The 17,287-nt window shown below is 74.0% G+C and carries 14 protein-coding genes; 4 read left to right on the forward strand and 10 right to left on the reverse strand.

What is annotated here, in order from left to right:
- The 5 genes from AKI01S_RS02955 to tkt all read right to left on the reverse strand — a co-directional run.
- On the reverse strand, positions 1-253 hold a 253-nt coding region (locus AKI01S_RS02955; RefSeq protein WP_218009538.1), incomplete at its 3' end, for a hypothetical protein.
- A gap of 17 nt (positions 254-270) precedes the next feature.
- A complete protein-coding gene (locus AKI01S_RS02960; protein WP_157419630.1) occupies positions 271-2,037 on the reverse strand; it encodes a phosphoheptose isomerase in 1,767 nt (588 codons plus the stop codon).
- A 194-nt stretch (positions 2,038-2,231) separates the two neighbouring features.
- Positions 2,232-3,893: a glucose-6-phosphate isomerase gene (locus tag AKI01S_RS52685; protein ID WP_067812007.1), complete on the reverse strand. Its 1,662-nt coding sequence runs from the start codon at positions 3,891-3,893 to the stop codon at positions 2,232-2,234.
- Entirely contained in the window at positions 3,890-5,017 is a 1,128-nt protein-coding gene (gene tal / locus AKI01S_RS02970) for a transaldolase (RefSeq protein ID WP_067812008.1), read from the reverse strand. Before tal ends, AKI01S_RS52685 begins: the two co-directional genes overlap by 4 nt.
- Before the next feature lie 39 nt (positions 5,018-5,056).
- Positions 5,057-7,108, reverse strand: coding sequence for a transketolase (tkt, locus tag AKI01S_RS02975; RefSeq protein WP_439951654.1), 2,052 nt, complete (start codon positions 7,106-7,108; stop codon positions 5,057-5,059).
- Positions 7,109-7,848: 740 nt separating this feature from the next.
- On the opposite strand from tkt, the gene AKI01S_RS02980 reads away from it, so the two are divergent.
- From AKI01S_RS02980 to AKI01S_RS02990, 3 genes are all read left to right on the forward strand, one after another.
- Positions 7,849-8,826, forward strand: a complete 978-nt coding sequence (locus AKI01S_RS02980) for a heme o synthase (protein WP_083998801.1) — start codon at positions 7,849-7,851, stop codon at positions 8,824-8,826.
- Positions 8,827-8,918: 92 nt separating this feature from the next.
- Positions 8,919-10,127, forward strand: coding sequence for a PrsW family intramembrane metalloprotease (locus AKI01S_RS02985; RefSeq protein ID WP_067812012.1), 1,209 nt, complete (start codon positions 8,919-8,921; stop codon positions 10,125-10,127).
- 62 nt (positions 10,128-10,189) lie between these two features.
- Positions 10,190-11,212 carry a COX15/CtaA family protein gene (locus tag AKI01S_RS02990; RefSeq protein ID WP_245681453.1) on the forward strand — a complete coding sequence of 341 codons (1,023 nt, stop codon included), beginning with the start codon at positions 10,190-10,192 and terminating at the stop codon, positions 11,210-11,212.
- Between the two features lie 12 nt (positions 11,213-11,224).
- Here AKI01S_RS02990 and polX read toward each other — a convergent pair whose 3' ends face one another.
- The 5 genes from polX to AKI01S_RS03015 form a co-directional block, all read right to left on the reverse strand.
- The gene (polX, locus tag AKI01S_RS02995) at positions 11,225-12,946 is read right to left on the reverse strand and encodes a DNA polymerase/3'-5' exonuclease PolX (RefSeq protein ID WP_067812016.1); all 1,722 of its coding nucleotides are present in this window, start codon (positions 12,944-12,946) and stop codon (positions 11,225-11,227) included.
- Positions 12,947-12,990: 44 nt separating this feature from the next.
- Positions 12,991-13,830, reverse strand: coding sequence for a proteasome subunit beta (gene prcB / locus AKI01S_RS03000; RefSeq protein ID WP_067812018.1), 840 nt, complete (start codon positions 13,828-13,830; stop codon positions 12,991-12,993).
- Between the two features lie 115 nt (positions 13,831-13,945).
- On the reverse strand, positions 13,946-14,878 hold the full coding sequence (locus AKI01S_RS03005; RefSeq protein ID WP_067812019.1) for an EamA family transporter: 933 nt from the start codon (positions 14,876-14,878) through the stop codon (positions 13,946-13,948).
- A gap of 3 nt (positions 14,879-14,881) precedes the next feature.
- Positions 14,882-15,667, reverse strand: coding sequence for an ABC transporter permease (locus AKI01S_RS03010; protein WP_067812020.1), 786 nt, complete (start codon positions 15,665-15,667; stop codon positions 14,882-14,884).
- Entirely contained in the window at positions 15,664-16,590 is a 927-nt protein-coding gene (locus AKI01S_RS03015; protein ID WP_067812021.1) for an ABC transporter ATP-binding protein, read from the reverse strand. Before AKI01S_RS03015 ends, AKI01S_RS03010 begins: the two co-directional genes overlap by 4 nt.
- A 201-nt stretch (positions 16,591-16,791) precedes the next feature.
- Here AKI01S_RS03015 and AKI01S_RS03020 point away from each other — a divergent pair, with 201 nt between their 5' ends.
- On the forward strand, positions 16,792-17,058 hold the full coding sequence (locus AKI01S_RS03020; RefSeq protein ID WP_067812022.1) for a DUF3040 domain-containing protein: 267 nt from the start codon (positions 16,792-16,794) through the stop codon (positions 17,056-17,058).
- Positions 17,059-17,287: the final 229 nt, after the last annotated feature.

A 17,287-nucleotide genomic window follows, 5' to 3' on the forward strand; every position in this document is an offset into this window, starting at 1 on the left:
CGGCGCGCAGCGCGGCGACGCGGTCCAGCAGCAGCCGCGCCGGGCCCGGCTGGCCCGGCCAGCACCAGGACCGCCCGGCGGCGTCGGCGGCAGCGGCGGCGGTCGACGGCCACAGCCCGGGGTCCTCCGAGGCCAGCCGGACCGGGACCTCGTCGATCCACAGCCGGCCCAGCACCCGTTCGGCGGCCTGGCGGACCGCGCCGCGCGCGGTGATGGTCGTCGGTCCCGAGACGACCGCGGTGAAGCTCGTCACTACCGGATCACTACGCCTTACCCGTACGCCTTACCCGTGTCCTCCGGGCCCGCGGCCCCCGAGGGGTCGGTCGCGGTGACGGCGCGCACCGCCTCGGCCAGCCGCTCCACGCCCGCGGCGGGGTCGCGCAGGTGCAGCCGCACCACCGGCAGGCCGCGGCGGCGCAGCGCCCGCTCCTCGGCCAGCCCGCGCGCGGTCCGCAGCCGGCCCAGCCCGTAGGAGCGGCCCGGCACCGGCAGGTCGGCGAGCGCGTCGCCCGGCGCGGGGTCCCCGGTCACGATCAGGAACGCGCCGGTGCCCGGCCCGTCCTTGTGGACCGGACCGGTCGCGTGCAGGTGGCCGGGGCCGTGCCCGTAGCCCACCGGACGCAGCGCGCCGCGCGCCAGCGCGGGCGCCAGGTAACGGCCGGAGAACTCCCCGGACAGGTAGGTCTCCACCGACAGGTAGCCGGTGCCCGGCACGCGGTCCAGCAGCGCCGCCACCACCGCCTCCAGCCCGATGTCGGTGCGGAACGGCAGCGCGGTGTGGATCTCGATGTCGCCGTCCACCAGCACCGGGTCGCCGCCGGGCAGCCGGCCCCCGGCGGCGGCGCGCAGCAGCGCCGCCGCGTCGTCCTCGGCCTCCTGCACCGAGGTGCCGCCCGGCTCGAACGGGTTGACGCCCAGCAGCCACCCGGCCACCGCCGTCGCGTACTCCCACAGCAGGAACTGCGCGCCCAGCGGCGCCCACACCGAGGTGTCGGCGTCCTCGGAGGTCGCCGCGCGCGGGTTGAGGGCGATGCCGTGCGCGTCGGGGCAGTCGCGGGGGACGCCCGGCGGCTCGAACGCCAGCACGCCCCGGCCGCGCTTGCCGGTGCCGACCGCCAGCAGCTGCGCGATCCACGCCGTCAGCGCGCCCGACCCGCCTGGCTCGCGCAGCACCACCTTGTCGCGGGCCAGCCCGCCCTCGCCCTGCTGGGCCGAGCCGCCCAGGATCGCGCCCAGCAGCAGGCCGGGGTTGTCGTCGTTGCCCGCCAGCGCGGGCGCCAGCGCGGCGGCCTCGTCCAGCAGGCGGTGCGCGTCGGCCCCGGCCAGCACCGCCGGGACCAGCCCGTAGGCCGACAGCGCCCCGAAGTGGCCGGGCAGGTAGGGGTCGGTGAGCCCGATGCGGTAGCCGCACTGGCGGGCGAAGTCGTGCAGCGGGCTGCCGTGGTCGGTGATGACCAGGAACCGGCCCGCGATCTCGCGGTCCGACAGGCCGTGGTCGCGGAACGCGGCGGCGAACACGCGCCGGTAGGCGTCGCCCTCCAGCGACACCCCGGCCTTGCTGGACAGCACCACCAGCGTGCGGTCCAGGCGTTCCAGCGCCGTCGCCAGCGCGGCGGTGTCGCCGCCGTCCAGCACGGTCAGCGCGCCGCCGGAGGCCGCGCCGCCCGGCGGGCCGCCCGGTGACCCGCCCAGGGAGCCGCCCGGGGATCCGCCGGTCAGGGCGGGGGCGTGCGCGGCGTGGGCCTCCATGACGGCCTGGGCGGCGTAGGTCTCGGCGCCCACCCCGATCAGCACGATGTGGTCCAGTCCGGAGTAGCGGGCCTCGGCGACCAGCCCGTCGATCTGGTCCAGCAGCCCGCGCGACGCCGTGGGCAGGTCGAGCCAGCCCAGGCGGCTGTGGTCGACCGAGCGCCGCCCCCACAGGCGGGGGTCCTTGGCCGCCAGCGCGGCCGGCACGCCACAGTCCACCAGGTAGTCACGCGCCTGGAGCGCGGCGTGCAGCACCTCACCGCGCGTCAGTACGTCGAATCCGGACACCGTCTCCTCCCGCCCCTATCGTTTCAGGAGACAACCGGCATTCGCGACCATCTCCCCGATCTTCGGGGCGGAATTTGTGAACAAGTGATGTTTCGTTACGGCTGCGGACATATCTCCGGACCTGACCCCGGACCTGACCCCGGACATGGTGGGGCCGCCGCGGTCGTCCGACCACGGCGGCCCGAAGGTCCGGATCAGGTGAGCGCCGAACGCAGCTGCTCGACGCCCGCGGCCCGGTCGCGCAGGTGCAGCCGCACCGCCGGGCGGCCCCGCGCCCGCAGCGCCCGCAGGTCGCCGAACGCCTGCGCGAGCTGGAGCTGCCCCAGCGTGTAGGGGCGGCCCGGCACCGGCAGGTCGGTCGTCGTCTCACCGGTGATCTGCAGGAACGCCCCGTTCTGGCGGCCTCCCTTGTGGTACTGCCCGGTCGTGTGCAGCAGGCGCGGCCCCCACCCGAAGGTGACCGGCGGCGGCTGCCTGCGCAGCCGCGCGGCGCGGGCCGCCAGCAGCGCCCGCGCCTCCGCCGCGCCCGCGTCCCCGACCGGGTCCAGGTAGGCCATGACGGCCAGGTAGCCGTGCTCGGGCACGCGCTCGACCAGCCGGTCCATCGCGTCCGACAGGCTCTGGACGCCCCGGAACAGCTCCGCGGGGCCGTGCACCTCCACCGCGTCGTCGACCACGGCGGGCGCGCCGTGGATGACCGTGGGCGCCTCGCCCTCGGCCGACCGCAGCAGCGCGGCGGTGTTGTCCTCGCTCTCGCGCACCTCGGGCTGGTCGAACGGGTTGACCCCCAGCACCCGCCCGGCGACCGCGACCGCGTACTGCCACAGCAGGAACTGCGCGCCCAGCGGCCCCGCCACGCTCACCCCGGCCTCGCGCGCCGGGCCGGGCTCGTCGGGACGGCTGCCCAGGATGACCCGCCGCATGTCGCCGGTCAGCGCGAACCCGGGCGCGGCCACCCCCTCCACGATCACCGGCAGGATGCCCTTGCCGTCCTTGCCGGTGGACTCGGCGACCACCTGCTCCACCCAGTCGGCCAGGCCCGGCAGCCCCGAGCCCTGGTCGGCCAGCACCAGCTTGTCGCGGCCTCCCAGGGCCGAGGCGCCCAGCGCCGCGCCCAGGGCCAGCGCCGGGTTGTCGTAGGGCTGCTGGAGCGTCGGGAGCAGCGCCGCCGCCGCGTCCAGCAGCAGCGTCACATCCGCTCCCGCCAGCGCGGCCGGGGCCAGCCCGAACGCGCTGAGCGCCGCGAACCGCCCGCCGACGTCCGGCGCGCCGGGCACCACCGGGTACCCGGCCTTCTCGGCGAGGTCGGCCGCCGGCGTTCCCAGGTCGGCGAGCACGACGAAGCGCCGCGCCAGCTCTCGGTCGGGCACGCCCGCCGCGCGGAAGGTCTCCTCGAAGACCCGGCGCAGCGCGTCGGTCCCGACCGTCTCCTCCTTGACCGACAGCACCACCAGCGTCCGGTCCGGGTGGTCGGCCAGTACCGCCGCCACCCGGTGCGGGTCGGTGGTGTCCAGCACCGTCAGCGGAGCACCGGCACTCCGCGCCACGGCCTCGGCGGCCACCGTCGAGCCGTCGGTCCCGGCCAGCACGACCCGGTCCAGGCCCGCCCCCCGGGCCCGGCCGGTCAGCTCGGCCAGCCGCCCCACCAGGGGGCGGGACGACTCCGGCAGCCGCAGCCAGCCCAGCCGCCGCGCCGCCTCCGGCGCGGCGTCCGGGCCCCACAGCTTGGCGTTCCCGCTCGCCAGGGAACGCGGCACGCCGTCGGAGACGAGGCGGTTCAGGACCGCCTCGCTCTCGTCGACGACGACGCCGCGAATGGTGACCGATGTCCCCCCGGCGGTCACCACCGATGTCACGCGGTGGACCCCTGACCGCCCGCCTTGGCCTTCAGCTCGTCGGCCAGCGTGCCGAGCAGGGAGTTCCAGGACGTCTCGAACTTCTCGACGCCCTCCTCCTCCAGCACCCGCACCACGTCGTCGTAGTCCACGCCGACGTCCTTGAGCGCCCGCATGTGCGCGCGGGCCTCGTCGTAGGCGCCCGTGACCGTGTCGCCGCGCACCTCGCCCTTCTCGGCCTCGGCGTCCAGGGTCGCCTCGGGCATGGTGTTGACGGTGCCGGGGGCGACCAGCTCGTCCACGTACAGGGTGGCCGGCAGGTCCGGGTCCTTCACGCCGGTGGACGCCCACAGCGGGCGCTGCGGGCGCGCGTTGGCGGCCTTGAGCGCCTTCCAGCGGTCGGAGGCGAACTTCTCCTCGTACAGCGCGTAGGCCAGCCGGGCGTTGGCGACGCCCGCCTTGGACCGCAGCTCCCTGGCCTCCTCCGAACCGATCTTGTCGAGGCGCTTGTCGATCTCGGTGTCCACGCGGGACACGAAGAACGACGCCACCGACGCGATCTTGGAGATGTCCAGGCCGTTCTCCCTGGCCCTCTCCAGACCGGTGAAGAACGCGTCGATCACCTTGCCGTAGCGCTCCAGCGAGAAGATCAGCGTCACGTTCACGCTGATGCCCTCGGCCAGCGCGTTGGTGATCGCGGGCAGGCCCCGCTCGGTCGCCGGGATCTTGATGAACAGGTTGGGCCGGTCCACCATCCACCACAGCGCCCGCGCCTCGGCGACGGTCTTGATCTCGTCGTGGGCCAGCCGCGGGTCGACCTCGATCGACACGCGGCCGTCCAGGCCCTCGGTGCGGTCGTACACCGGGCGCAGCACGTCGCAGCCCCAGCGGATGTCGTAGGTGGTGATCGCGCGGACCGCCTCCTCGACGTCGACGCCGCGGACCGCCAGGTCACGCACCTGCTCGTCGTAGGCGTCGCCCTGGCCCAGCGCCTTCTCGAAGATCGTGGGGTTGGAGGTGACCCCCACCACGTTCCTCTCCTTGACCAGCTTCTCCAGGTTGCCCGAGCGCAGCCGTTCCCGGCTGATGTCGTCCAGCCAGATCGACACGCCCTCGTCCGAGAGCCTCTTCAACGTCTCGCTCATCGCTTCCTCCTCCTCGGCGGATGTCGGGTCGGTCACCGGTCAGTTGCCGGTGGTGGTACCACGACCGGCGCCCGCCACACCCGCCTTGATCAGGCTGGACTTGGCCGCCGCGACCACGCGCTCGGCGGTCAGGCCGAACTGCTGGTACAGCGTCTTGTAGTCGGCCGAGGCACCGAAGTGCTCCAGGCCGACCGACTCGCCGGCGTCGCCGACGTAGATCCGCCAGCCCAGCGCCACGCCGGCCTCGACCGACACGCGGGCCTTCACCGACGGCGGCAGGACCTGCTGCCGGTAGGCGTCGTCCTGCTCCTCGAACCACTCCACGCACGGCATCGACACCACGCGGGTGGGGGTGCCCTCGGCCTCCAGGACCTCGCGGGCCGCCAGGGCGATCTGCACCTCGCTGCCGGTCCCGATGATGATCACCTCGGGCTGGCCGTTGGACGCGTCGGCCAGCACGTAGCCGCCCTTGGCGACGCCGTCGGCCGCGGCGATGCCGTTGCCGCGCTCGAACGTGGGCACCTTCTGCCGGGTCAGGCACAGGCCCGCCGGGCGGTCGGTGTGCTCCAGCACGGTCCGCCACGCCACGGCGGTCTCGTTGGCGTCGGCCGGGCGGACCACGTCCAGGCCCGGGATCGCGCGCAGCGCCCACAGGTGCTCGACCGGCTGGTGGGTCGGGCCGTCCTCGCCCAGGCCGATCGAGTCGTGCGTCCACACGTAGGTGACCGGCAGCCTCATCAGCGCCGCCAGCCGCACCGCCGGGCGCATGTAGTCGCTGAACACCAGGAACGTGCCGCCGTAGGGCCGGGTGCCGCCGTGCAGCGCGATGCCGTTGAGGATCGCGCCCATGGCGTGCTCGCGGATGCCGAAGTGCAGCGTCCGGCCGTAGGGGCCGCCGGGGAACTCCTTGGTCTGGAACTCCTCGGGGACGAAGGACGGCTCGCCCTTCATCGTGGTGTTGTTGGACTCGGCCAGGTCCGCCGAGCCGCCCCACAGCTCCGGCAGCACCGGGGCCAGGGCGTTGAGGACCTGCCCGGACGCGGCGCGGGTCGCCAGGTCCTTGCCCGCCTCGAACTCCGGCAGCGCCTTGGCCCAGCCCTCGGGCAGCGTGCGCGTGGCGATGCGGTCGAAGTCGGCGGCGCGGTCGGCGTTGGCCTCGCGCCAGGACTGGAAGGCCTTGTCCCACTCGGCGTGCGCGGCGCGGCCCCGCTCCACGACCTTGCGGGCGTGCTCCAGCACCTCGGCGGGCACGTGGAACGTCTCGGCCGGGTCCAGCCCCAGGATCTGCTTGGTGGCCGCGACCTCGTCGGCGCCCAGCGCCGAGCCGTGGATCTTGCCGGTGTTCTTCTTGTTGGGCGCGGGCCAGCCGATGATGGTGCGCAGCGCGATGAACGACGGCCGCGAGGTCTCGTTGCGGGCGGCCTCCATCGCGGCGGCCAGCGCGGCGACGTTCTCCTCGTACTCGCCGCCCTCGGTCCAGTCCACCGAGTGGACGTCCCAGCCGTAGGCCTCGTAGCGGGCCCGCACGTCCTCCGACAGGGCGATCTGCGTGTCGTCCTCGATGGAGATGTGGTTGTCGTCGTACAGGACGACCAGGTTGCCCAGCCGCTGGTGGCCCGCGATCGCGCTGGCCTCGTGGCTGATGCCCTCCTCGATGTCGCCGTCGGACACGAACGCCCAGACCGTGTGGTCGAACGGCGAGGCGCCCGGCGCGGCGTCGGGGTCGAACAGGCCGCGCTCGCGGCGCGCCGCCATCGCCATGCCGACCGCGTTGGCCAGACCCTGGCCGAGCGGGCCGGTGGTGGTCTCCACGCCCGCGGTGTGCCCGTGCTCGGGGTGCCCCGGCGTGCGGCTGTCCCACTTGCGCAGCGACTTCAGGTCGTCCAGCGACAGCGGGTAGCCCGACAGGTAGAGCTGGATGTACAGGGTCAGGCTGGAGTGACCGCAGGACAGGACGAAACGGTCCCGGCCCGCCCAGTTCGGGTCGGTCGGGTCGTGCTTCAGGAACCGCTGGAAAAGCAGGTACGCCGCCGGAGCCAGGCTCATCGCGGTGCCGGGGTGGCCCGAGCCCGCCTCTTCGACCGCGTCCATGGCGAGGGCGCGGACCACGTCCACCGCCCGCCGGTCCTGGTCGGACCACTCAAACGTGCTGTTGTCCCCACTCACGGAACGCCAGGCTCCTCTCGAACCGCTCTATCGCAATGTCTGCCCCGGCCGTCGCCGGGCCCCACTGGTGGCAACTCCGCCGACGCCGGGTGTCTTCCCTGAGATGTCCGGATTCCCCGTCGTCCCCGGCCACCACGCGCGGCCGGGACGGCGGTCACCGTCGAACACCCCCGGAACGGCCGTACCCGCCGGGACCCGGCGAAGATCGTGCCGTGCCCGTTCCGAGCCTATCGGACCGGCGGCCGCCGCCATCGACGCCGAGGCGGCGCCGAGATGGCGCCGAGGTGGCCCCGACGCGAGGTCGGCGCGGCACCGGCCGTGCGTCGACGCGACGCCGGCGTACGGCCGACGCGCACAGGGACCCCTGCCCGATCGCCGCGGGGCTAACCCCTCGCGCGGGTGAGCCCGCGGGGGGAACGCGGCCACCCCTCCGGCGGGATCCGGCGCGATCCCGCCGATCCGGCCGTGACCAGGCCGAAACGGCGCGTCCGGTGCCCCGGTGCTCGACCCCGGCGGGGGGCGGACTACAGTGATTGCGCGGTTGACAACAACGGCCGCTCGTCGTTTCGCAAGCCGAACCCGCACCGCAGGACGGTGCGGGTGAATCGCGGGGGCACCGCCAGGTGATCGCGATTACTCATGCCTAGTTGGACGTGGACCCGATTGTGACGGTGCTCAGTAACAAGCTCGCGGTCGAGCTCGACGACCAGGTGCCGGGGGCGCCTGTGGCCGCGCTCGAACCGGCGGCGGCCAGCCGGTCGATCGGCGCGAGCGTGCGCGCCTATGTGGCGCTGACCAAGCCGCGCGTGATCGAACTGCTCCTGATCACCACCATCCCGGTGATGTTCCTGGCCGCGGGGGGTGTGCCCCCGCTGTCCACCGTGCTGCTGACGTTCGCGTTCGGCTGGATGTCGGCCGGGGCGGCCAACGCGATCAACTGCTACATCGACCGCGACATCGACGCCAAGATGCGCCGCACCCGGCGCCGCCCGCTGGCCCGCGCGCAGGTCACCCCGGCCCGCGCGCTGGTGTTCGGGATCACCCTGGCGGTGGTGTCCACGGTCGGCTTCGCCCTGGCGGTCAACCTCGTGTCGGCCGCGATGTCGCTGTTCGCGATCCTGTTCTACATCTTCGTGTACTCGCTGCTGCTCAAGCGGCGCACCTCGCAGAACATCGTGTGGGGCGGCATCGCCGGGTGCATGCCGGTGCTGATCGGCTGGGCCGCGATCACCGGCGGGCTGGACTGGGCGCCGCTGGTGCTGTTCGGCGTGGTGTTCCTGTGGACCCCGCCGCACACCTGGACGCTGGCGATGCGGTACCGCGAGGACTACGCGGCGGTCAAGGTGCCGATGCTGCCGGTGGTCGCCTCCGAGACGCGCGTCATCGTCGAGTCGCTGGTCTACACCTACGCCACCGTCGCCTGCTCGCTGGCGCTGTGGCCGGTGGCCGGGATGGGCCCGGTCTACGGGGTCTCCGCGCTGGTGCTCGGCGCGGTGTTCCTGGCCGAGGGGCACCGCCTGCTGCACGCCGTCCGCACCGGGCTCACCGGTGTCCACCTGCGGCCGATGCGGTTCTTCCACCTGTCCAACGTGTACCTGGCGCTGCTGTTCACCGCCGTCGCGGTGGACCCGCTGCTGTACTGACGTCCCCTCTCGCCGGTCGCGGCCGTCCCGGAACTCGCGGGGCGGCCGCACCGGTGTGAGCGCGGTCACCCCCGGACGGTTACGCTCGCGACATGGCAGTAGATCCCAAGGCGGTGCTGGAGGGGCGCATCCCGGGCCGGCCTCCGATCGCCCTCGTCCTCGGACTCCTCGGTTGCTCGCTGTGCGCGGTGGTCGCCCTCGGCATCGACGCGCTGTACGGCGGCTCGGGCTTCTGGGTGGGGCTGCTGCTGGCGTTCCTGCCGATCCCGCTGCTGGTCGCGCTGGTGCTGGCGCTGGACCGGATGGAGCCCGAGCCGCCCCGCACGCTGCTGCTGTCGTTCATGTGGGGCGCGGGCGTGGCGGTGCTGGGCGCGCTGGTCCTCAACACCCTCGGGATGCTGTACGTCACCGTGCCCATCTTCGGGGAGGGCAAGGGGCACTTCGTCAGCGCCACCTTCGGCGCGCCGCTGATCGAGGAGACGCTCAAGGGCGCGGCGCTGTTCGGGCTGCTGTGGTTCCGCCGCAACGAGATCGACGGGTTCGTCGACGGGCTCATCTACGCGGCGCTGGTCGGCCTCGGCTTCGCGATGATGGAGAACGTCACCTACTACATGCGGGCCTACGAGGAGGGCGGGGCGCAGCAGTTGCAGGCGGTGTTCGTGCTGCGCGGCCTGATCGCCCCGCTCAGCCATCCGCTGTTCACCTCCATGACCGGCCTCGGCGTCGCCTACGCCGCCACCCACCGGCGCGGCCAGTGGGCCGCCCCGCTGCTGGGGCTGGCCGCCGCGATGGTGCTGCACGGCCTGTGGAACGGCTCCACCACCCTCGGCGCGGGCGGCCTGCTGGTGGTGTACGCGCTGGACTTCTGCCTGCTGCTGGCGCTGCTGGTCGTGGTCTGGGTGGAGCGCCGCCACAACGTCCACCGCATCGAGGCGTACCTGCCGATGTACGCCTCCACCGGCCTGGTCACGCCGCAGGACGTGCGGATGCTGCGCACCATCCCCACCCGCCGCGCGGCGCGCCGCTGGGCCCGGCTGGTCGGCGGGCACGCCGCCGCCCGCGCCATGGGCGACTACCAGCTGGCCGCGACCGAGCTGGCGCTGCTGCACAAGCGCGCCGAACGCGGCGTGGCCGAGCCGCACTGGTTCGTCCAGCGCCGTGACGCGCTGCTGGGCCTGATGGCGCTGGCGCGGCAGACGTTCCTGCGCGTTCCGCAGCAGCGCCCCAGCCCCCCGCCCTGGGCCCCGCCCGGCCTGTCGGGCTTCTCGCAGCCGCCGCCGGACCGCCCCTACCGGGGCTGAGCGACGCGCCTGCGCGGGGGCCGGGTCACGGCGGCCGGAGACCGCCCATACGATTGATGACCGTGGCAACGCGAACCGAGCCGGTCTCCGGCGCACCCACCTCCCGCAACCCGCTGACCAGGGCACGGGACGCCGTGTGGCACCCCACCCCGGCGTCGTTCCGGCTGCTGGCGCTGCTGGGTGTGATCGGCAACGCGGGGATCGTCGCGACCGGTGGCGCGGTCCGCGTCACCAAGTCCGGCCTGGGCTGCCCGACCTGGCCCAAGTGCACCGGCGACAGCCTGGTGCCCACGCACAGCCCCGAGCATCCGGCGATCAACATGGCGATCGAGTTCGGCAACCGGATGCTCACCTTCGCCGTGCTGGCGGTCGGCCTGGCGGTGTTCGTCGCCGCGCTGCGCCTGCGCCCGCGCCGCCGGGACCTGGTGCGGCTGGCCTTCGCCCAGCCGATGAGCGTGGTCGCCCAGGCCGTCATCGGCGGCATCGTCGTGCTCACCAAGCTGCACCCGGCCTCGGTGGGCCTGCACTTCCTGGTCTCCCCGGTCCTGCTGATCTTCTGCGTGGCGCTGTGGGTCCGCGCGGGGGAGGGCGACGACGCCCCCCGCCCGCTGGTCCCGGCGGGCCTGCGCCGCCTCACCTGGGCCCTGCTGGCCGCCTCCGGCGCGGTCATGGTCGCCGGGACGGTCGTCACCGGCACCGGCCCGCACGCGGGCGACGACAGCAAGGGCGTGCAGCGCTGGGGCTTCAACATCGAGGACGTCACCCGCTTCCACAGCGTCCTCGCCTGGATCACCGTCGCGCTGACGGTCCTGGCGCTGGCCTGGGCGTACCGCTCCAAGGCCCCGGCGCCGGTCCGCCGCCGCGCCGTGGAGCTGTTCGCCCTGGAGATGGCCCAGGGCCTGGTCGGCTACATCCAGTACTTCACCAACGTCCCCGCGCCGCTGGTGGTGCTGCACATGCTCGGCTCGGTCCTGATGTGGATCGCCGCCCTGCGCCTGCTGCTGTCGATGCGCGACCGCGGCCCCCTGGCCGCGACCGCCCCCACCCCGTCCCCGACCGACACCCCGGCCCCCCAGCCCGCCTGAGCCCTGCCGGGGTCAGGGCTTCTTGGCCAGGAAGGCGCGGAGGCGGTCCAGGGGCCAGGTGTTGATCACGTCGTCGGGGGTGAGCCAGCCGCGCTGGGCGGTGCCGACGCCGTAGCGGAGGTTCCGGAAGTGCGCCACGGCGTGGGCGTCGGTGTCGATGGAGAACTTCACGCCGTACCGCAGGGCGCGGCGGATCAGGTCGGCGGGCAGGTCGAGGCGGTCGGGGAAGCAGTCGATCTCCATGGCGGTGCCGGTGCGGGCGGCGGCCGCGAAGACCTCGTCCCAGTCGGCGTCCACCGGGGCGCGGCGGCCGATGCTGCGGGCCGTGGGGTGGCCGATCACGTGGACGTGCGGGTTCTCGCAGGCGGTGACGAACCGCCGGGTCATCGCCGCCCGGTCCTGGGTGAAGTGCGAGTGGACCGACGCCACCAGCACGTCGAAGCCCGCCAGGAAGTCGGCGTCCCAGTCCACGCCGCCGTCGGGGTCGATGTTCAGCTCGGCGCCGTGCAGGATCGTCAGGTCCGGATACTCCTTCTGGAGCTCGCGGATCCGCTCGCGCTGGGCGAGGATCTTCTCGTCGGTCATGCGCTGCATGACCAGGTTCGGGGCGTGGTCGGTGATCGCGTAGTACTCCAGGCCGCGGTCGGCGGCGGCCGCGACCATCCGCTCCAGCGGGGCGGTGCCGTCGGTCAGGTCGGTGTGGGTGTGCAGGTCGCCCCGGATGTCCTCGGCGGTGACCAGGCGCGGCAGCCGGTCCTCGCGGGCGGCCTCGATCTCGCCGCCGTCCTCGCGGAGCGTCGGCGGGATCCAGGGCAGGCCGAGGCGCTCGTAGACCTCCTCCTCGGTCTCGGAGACGACCAGCTCGCCGGAGTCGTTGTCGAACAGGCCGTACTCCGACAGCTTCAGGCCCTGGCGGACCGCGATCTCGCGGGTGCGGATGTTGTGGGCCTGGGACCCGGTGAAGTACTGGAGCGCGGCGCCCCACGCCTCCGGCGGGACCACGCGCAGATCCACCTGGAGGCCCGTGGTGGTGCGGACGGAGGTCTTCTTGTCACCGCCCGCGATGACCTCGCCCACCAGGGGCAGCGCCGTGAACGCCTCCATCAGCGGGCGCGGGTCGTCGGAGGCGGCCAGCACGTCCACGTCGCCGATCGTCTCGCGCATCCGGCGCAGCGACCCCGCGTGGGTGATCTTCCGGCAGCCCGGGACGTCCCGCAGCGCCGCCACGATCTCGTCGGCCAGCTCGGCGGCCACGTCGACCAGGACCCGCTCCCCGGCCTGCCGCATCAGCTCGATGCCGTGCCGGATGTTGTCCTCGGACTTGGCCCCGAAGCCCTTCAGCCCGCGCAGCCGCCCCCGCTCCACGGCCTCCGACAGCTCCGCCACCGAGGAGACGCCGAGCTCCTGGTAGAGGATCAGGGCCTTCTTGGGGCCGAGGGTCGGGATCGCCGTCAGCGCGCGGACCCCGGCGGGGATCTGCGCGCGCAGCTCCTCCACCTGCCGGATCGTGCCGGTGGCGTTGTAGTCGGCGAGCTTCTTGGCGATCGCCTCGCCCACGGTGGGGATCTTCTTGAGCCCGGCCAGGCTCAGCGTGGAGATGTCCTCGGGGTGGCCGGCGACCGCCCGGGCCGCCTTCTCGTACGCCCTGATCTTGAACGCGTCGCCGCCCGTGATGGACAGCAGGTCCGCCAGTTCCTGGATGAGGGCCGCCGCCTCGTCGTTCGCCCGTGCCATGGGGCAAGCCTACGAGGCGGCACCGACACTCTTGATCAGCGCGGTCAGCGCAGCGGGGCGACCGGGCCGTCGGGGCGGTCGTAGCGGCCCTCGACGACCTCCTCCACGATCCCCTGGACCTCGTCCTCGGACAGGAGGCGGAAGCCGTCGGCGTCCACCACCGCGATCGTCGGGTAGATCCGGCGGGTCCGGTCGGGGCCGCCGGTCGCCGAGTCGTCGTCGGCGGCGTCGTACAGGGCGTGCACGCAGACCGCCGCGGCCTCGCGCTCGGTGAGGTCGTCGCGGTAGAGCTTCTTCAACGCGCCGTTCGCCCACGGCGAGCCCGACCCGTCGGCGTGGAAGCGGCGCACCTCCTGCGGCGCGCCGGTGATGTCGTAGCCGTAGATCCGGCCGGCGCCCTCGTCCGGGTCGTAGCCCGCCAGCATCGGCACCACGGCGAGGCCCTGCAGCGCCGCGCCCAGGTTGGCCTGCACGACCGCGCCGAGGCGGCGGGCCTTGCCGGGCAGCGACAGCGGCGCGGACTCCATCTTCTCGTAGTGCTCCAGCTCGACCTGGAACAGCCGGACCATCTCCATCGCCAGCCCGACCGTCCCGGCGAACGCGACCGCCGAGTACTCGTCGCCGCGGGCGACCTTGTCCAGCTCCCGGTAGGCGATCCGGTTGCCCTGGGTGGCGCGCCGGTCCCCGGCCATCATGACCCCGCCCGGGTAGGTCAGCGCCAGGATGGTGGTGCCGTGCGGCAGCTCCATCGTCAGCTCGCGCTCGGGGAGGCGGTTGACGGGCAGCAGGTCCGGCGAGTGGACGCGCAGGAAGTCCACGAACGACGGCGCGCCCGCCTCGAAGTACTCGGGCGGCAGCCCCTGGTCCTCGAACGTTCCGGTCACGGCGCGTCCCCTCCCCGCATCGTCCACTGGCCCTGGTCTCGCAACGCGTTCGATCCTTCCACGCCCGAAGGTGCGGTCGCCACCTCGCACCGCGCCCGGCGCCGCGGAGGCCCGGTCACACCTCGGGGGCCCCGGGCGGCTGCTTGGCGCTGAGCGTCACCCCGGCGCAGGCGACCATGACGCACACGACCGCGACCCACTGGCGGCCCGACAGCACCTCGTTCAGCAGCAGGAGGCCGATCAGCGCGGCCACGGCGGGCTCCAGGCTCATCAGGATGCCGAACACGCGGGCGGGCATGCGCCGCAGCGCCTCCATCTCCAGCGAGTAGGGGATCACCGACGACAGCAGGCCGATGCCCAGGCCGAGCAGCAGGACCTGGGGGTCCAGCAGCCCGGCCCCGCCGCCGGCCACGCCCACCGGCAGCAGCACCACCCCGGCGACCAGGCTGGCCAGCGCCAGGCCGGTGGAGCCGGAGAAGCTCTTGCCGGTCGCGGCGGTCAGCAGGATGTAGGCGGCCCAGCCGACCCCGGCCAGCGCCGCCAGGCCGACGCCGACCAGGTCCAGGTCGCCGCCGCCCCGGGCCAGCATCAGCACCCCGGCGCCCGCCAGCGCCGCCCACGCCAGGTCGCGGGGGCGGCGCGAACCGATGATCGACACCGCCAGGGGGCCGAGGAACTCGATCGTCACCGCGACGCCCAGCGGGATCCGGGAGAACGACAGGTAGATGGACAGGTTCATGCCCGCCAGGACCACGCCCAGCCCGGCCGCCACCGCCAGCGAGCGCGGCGAGTGGTCGCGCAGCACCGTCCGCAGCGCCCGGCGGGCGATGAACGCCAGCACGATCGCCGAGGTCAGCAGCCGCAGCGTCACCACGCCGGTGGGCGGCAGCCGGTCGAACAGGTGCTTGGCGACGCCCGCGCCGAGCTGCACCGACAGGATGCCGAGCAGGATCAGCGCCGGGGGCGGCACCGACCCCAGCGACAGGGTGACGGCGCGGCGCGGCCGCCCCGCGTCACCGAACGAACCGGGGGCCTGAGCGAGGGCCAAGGGTCACTCCCACCTGAAGAAGCGGGCGGCCAGCACCAGTCCGGCGACCGCCCAGACGGCCAGCACCAGCAGCGGCTTGCCGGGCAGGGCCGCGCCGTGCTGGAGGACCTGCCGCAGCCCGTCGGCCAGCGCCGAGATCGGCAGCAGCTCCAGGGCGGAGCGTACCGGGGCGGGAAACTTGTCCAAAGGGAATATCACGCCGCCGACCGCCAGCAGCAGGACGTAGACCAGGTTGGCGGCGGCCAGGGTCGCCTCGGCGCGCAGCGTCCCGGCCATCAGCAGCCCGAACCCGCTGAACGCGGCCGTCCCGGCCAGCAGCAGCGCCAGCACCGACAGCGGGTCGCCGTGCGGGCTCCAGCCGAGCGCCAGCGCCACCGCGCAGATCACCACGGCCTGCAACGCCTCCACCAGCACGACCGTGAGGGTCTTGGCGAGGATCAGGCCGGACCGCGGCAGGGGGGTGGCTCCCAGACGCTTGAGCACCCCGTAGCGGCGCTCGAAGCCGGTGCCGATGGCCTGCCCGGTGAACGCGGTGGACATCACGGCCAGGGCCAGCACGCCCGGGGCGAGGAAGTCCACGCGCTTCCCGGGCCCGAGGTCCAGCAGCGAGGTCGCCGAGAACAGGGTGAGCAGCACCACCGGAATGATGAGCGTCAGGAGCAGCTGCTCGCCGTTGCGCAGCAGCGCCACCAGCTCGTACCGGGTCTGCGCCGCGATCATCTTCGCCGGCGGCGCCGCGCCCGGGGCGGGGGTCAGGTCCAGCCGGGGGGCGGGGGAGGAGGCGGTCACGAGCGAAGCTCCCGTCCGGTGAGTTCCAGGAAGACGTCCTCCAGGGTGCGCCGCTCGATCCGCAGGTCCTCGGTGAGCACGCCGTGCGAGGCGCACCAGGCGGTGACGGTGGCCAGCAGCTCGGGCCGCACGTCGCCCTCGACCAGGTAGTGCCCGGCCGGGGACTCCTTGGCGGCGCTGCCCGCCGGGAGCGCGGCCAGCAGCTCGTCCAGGCCGAGGCCGGGCCGGGCGCGGAAGCGCAGCTGGCGTTCGGCGCCGGTGAGCTCGGCGGGGGAGCCCTCGGCCACCACCCGGCCGTGATCGACGATCACGACGTGGTCGGCGAGCCGTTCGGCCTCCTCCATGTGGTGGGTGGTGAGCACCACCGACACCCCGGCGGCGCGCAGCTCCTCCACCAGCTCCCAGGTGGCGTGCCGGGCCTGCGGGTCCAGCCCGGTGGTCGGCTCGTCCAGGAACACCAGCTCGGGCCGCCCGACGAGGGCGACGGCCAGCGACAGCCGCTGCTGCTGCCCGCCCGACAGCCGCCGGAACGGCGTGCGCGCGTGCTCGGCCAGCCCGAGCCGGTCCAGCAGCGCCGCCGGGTCCAGCGGACGGGCGTGCAGGGAGGCCACCAGCCTCAGGAACTCGCCCGCCCGGGCGGTGCCGGGCACGCCGCCCGACTGCGGCATGACGCCGACCCTGGGCTTCAGCGCGCGGGCGTCGGCGACCGGGTCGAGGCCGAGCACGCGGACGGTGCCGCCGTCGGCGCGCCGGAAGCCCTCGCAGATCTCGATCGTGGTGGTCTTGCCCGCCCCGTTGGGGCCGAGCAGCGCGGTCACCCGTTCCCGCCCGGCGGTCAGCGACAGCCCGTCCACGGCGGTGGTCGCTCCGTAACGCTTGACCAACGCGTCGAGTGCGACGGCGCTGTCCTCGGGGGGTGTCATGGAGTCGAGTTTAGGCCGGGGTGGCGGGGGATCAGCGCAGACCCTCCCCGCAGGCCCCGGGTGGGGCGCCCCGGCCCCCGGCGGCCGGTGTTCGGCCGGCGCCCGCCCGGCCGCATGGCAAGGATCCGGTCAAGAAACTGGACAGTCAGCATCAAATCGGTTAAACCGTTTCCGCACGAGTCGTCGAGCGCGGGGGGACCGATGGCGCTGTCGCGGGCCGAGAGGCGGACCCTGGACGAGATCGCCCGGCGGGTCGCCGCCGAGGACCCCGAGTACGCCCGCCGCCTGTCGGCGTTCGGGGGCCACGAGGCCGGCGCGCTCGGCCTGCCCGCGCGCCGCTCCCTGCTGCCGGTCGTGCTGGTCGGCGTGCTGCTGGCGGTCTCCTTCGCCGCCTTCGCGGTCGCGACCGCGCGCCGGGACGGCGGGGAGCCGGCCCGCCGCGCCCCGCACGTGCTGCTGCGCCCCTGACCCCGCAGGACCCGGACCGGGCGGTGGACCCCTCGGGTCCACCGCCTTTTTCGCGTCGCCGAATAATCCCGGAAGCAAATTCCCGCCAAGTGCGCGCCAAGTCCCCGCCAGGCGCGAAGGAAAGGCGAAAACTATTCGGGCGAACTTCGCGAATCGGTGCGGCGCGGTCGTCGGTGGATCAAGTTTCGGCGGAAAGCCGCAGGGGAATTCCCTGCATGTCGCGCGCCGC

Origin of the sequence: Actinomadura kijaniata NBRC 14229 (genome assembly GCF_001552175.1) — a bacterium.
GTDB classification, from domain to species: Bacteria; Actinomycetota; Actinomycetes; order Streptosporangiales; family Streptosporangiaceae; genus Spirillospora; species Spirillospora kijaniata.

Excerpts from the sequence above, each read along its gene's own strand:
- tal (WP_067812008.1), bottom strand. The coding sequence starts at position 5,017 with ATGAGCGAGACGTTGAAGAGGCTCTCGGACGAGGGCGTGTCGATCTGG.
- tkt (WP_439951654.1), bottom strand. The coding sequence starts at position 7,108 with ATGGACGCGGTCGAAGAGGCGGGCTCGGGCCACCCCGGCACCGCGATG.
- AKI01S_RS02985 (WP_067812012.1), top strand. The coding sequence starts at position 8,919 with ATGGCAGTAGATCCCAAGGCGGTGCTGGAGGGGCGCATCCCGGGCCGG.
- polX (WP_067812016.1), bottom strand. The coding sequence starts at position 12,946 with ATGGCACGGGCGAACGACGAGGCGGCGGCCCTCATCCAGGAACTGGCG.
- AKI01S_RS03015 (WP_067812021.1), bottom strand. The coding sequence starts at position 16,590 with ATGACACCCCCCGAGGACAGCGCCGTCGCACTCGACGCGTTGGTCAAG.
- AKI01S_RS03020 (WP_067812022.1), top strand. The coding sequence starts at position 16,792 with ATGGCGCTGTCGCGGGCCGAGAGGCGGACCCTGGACGAGATCGCCCGG.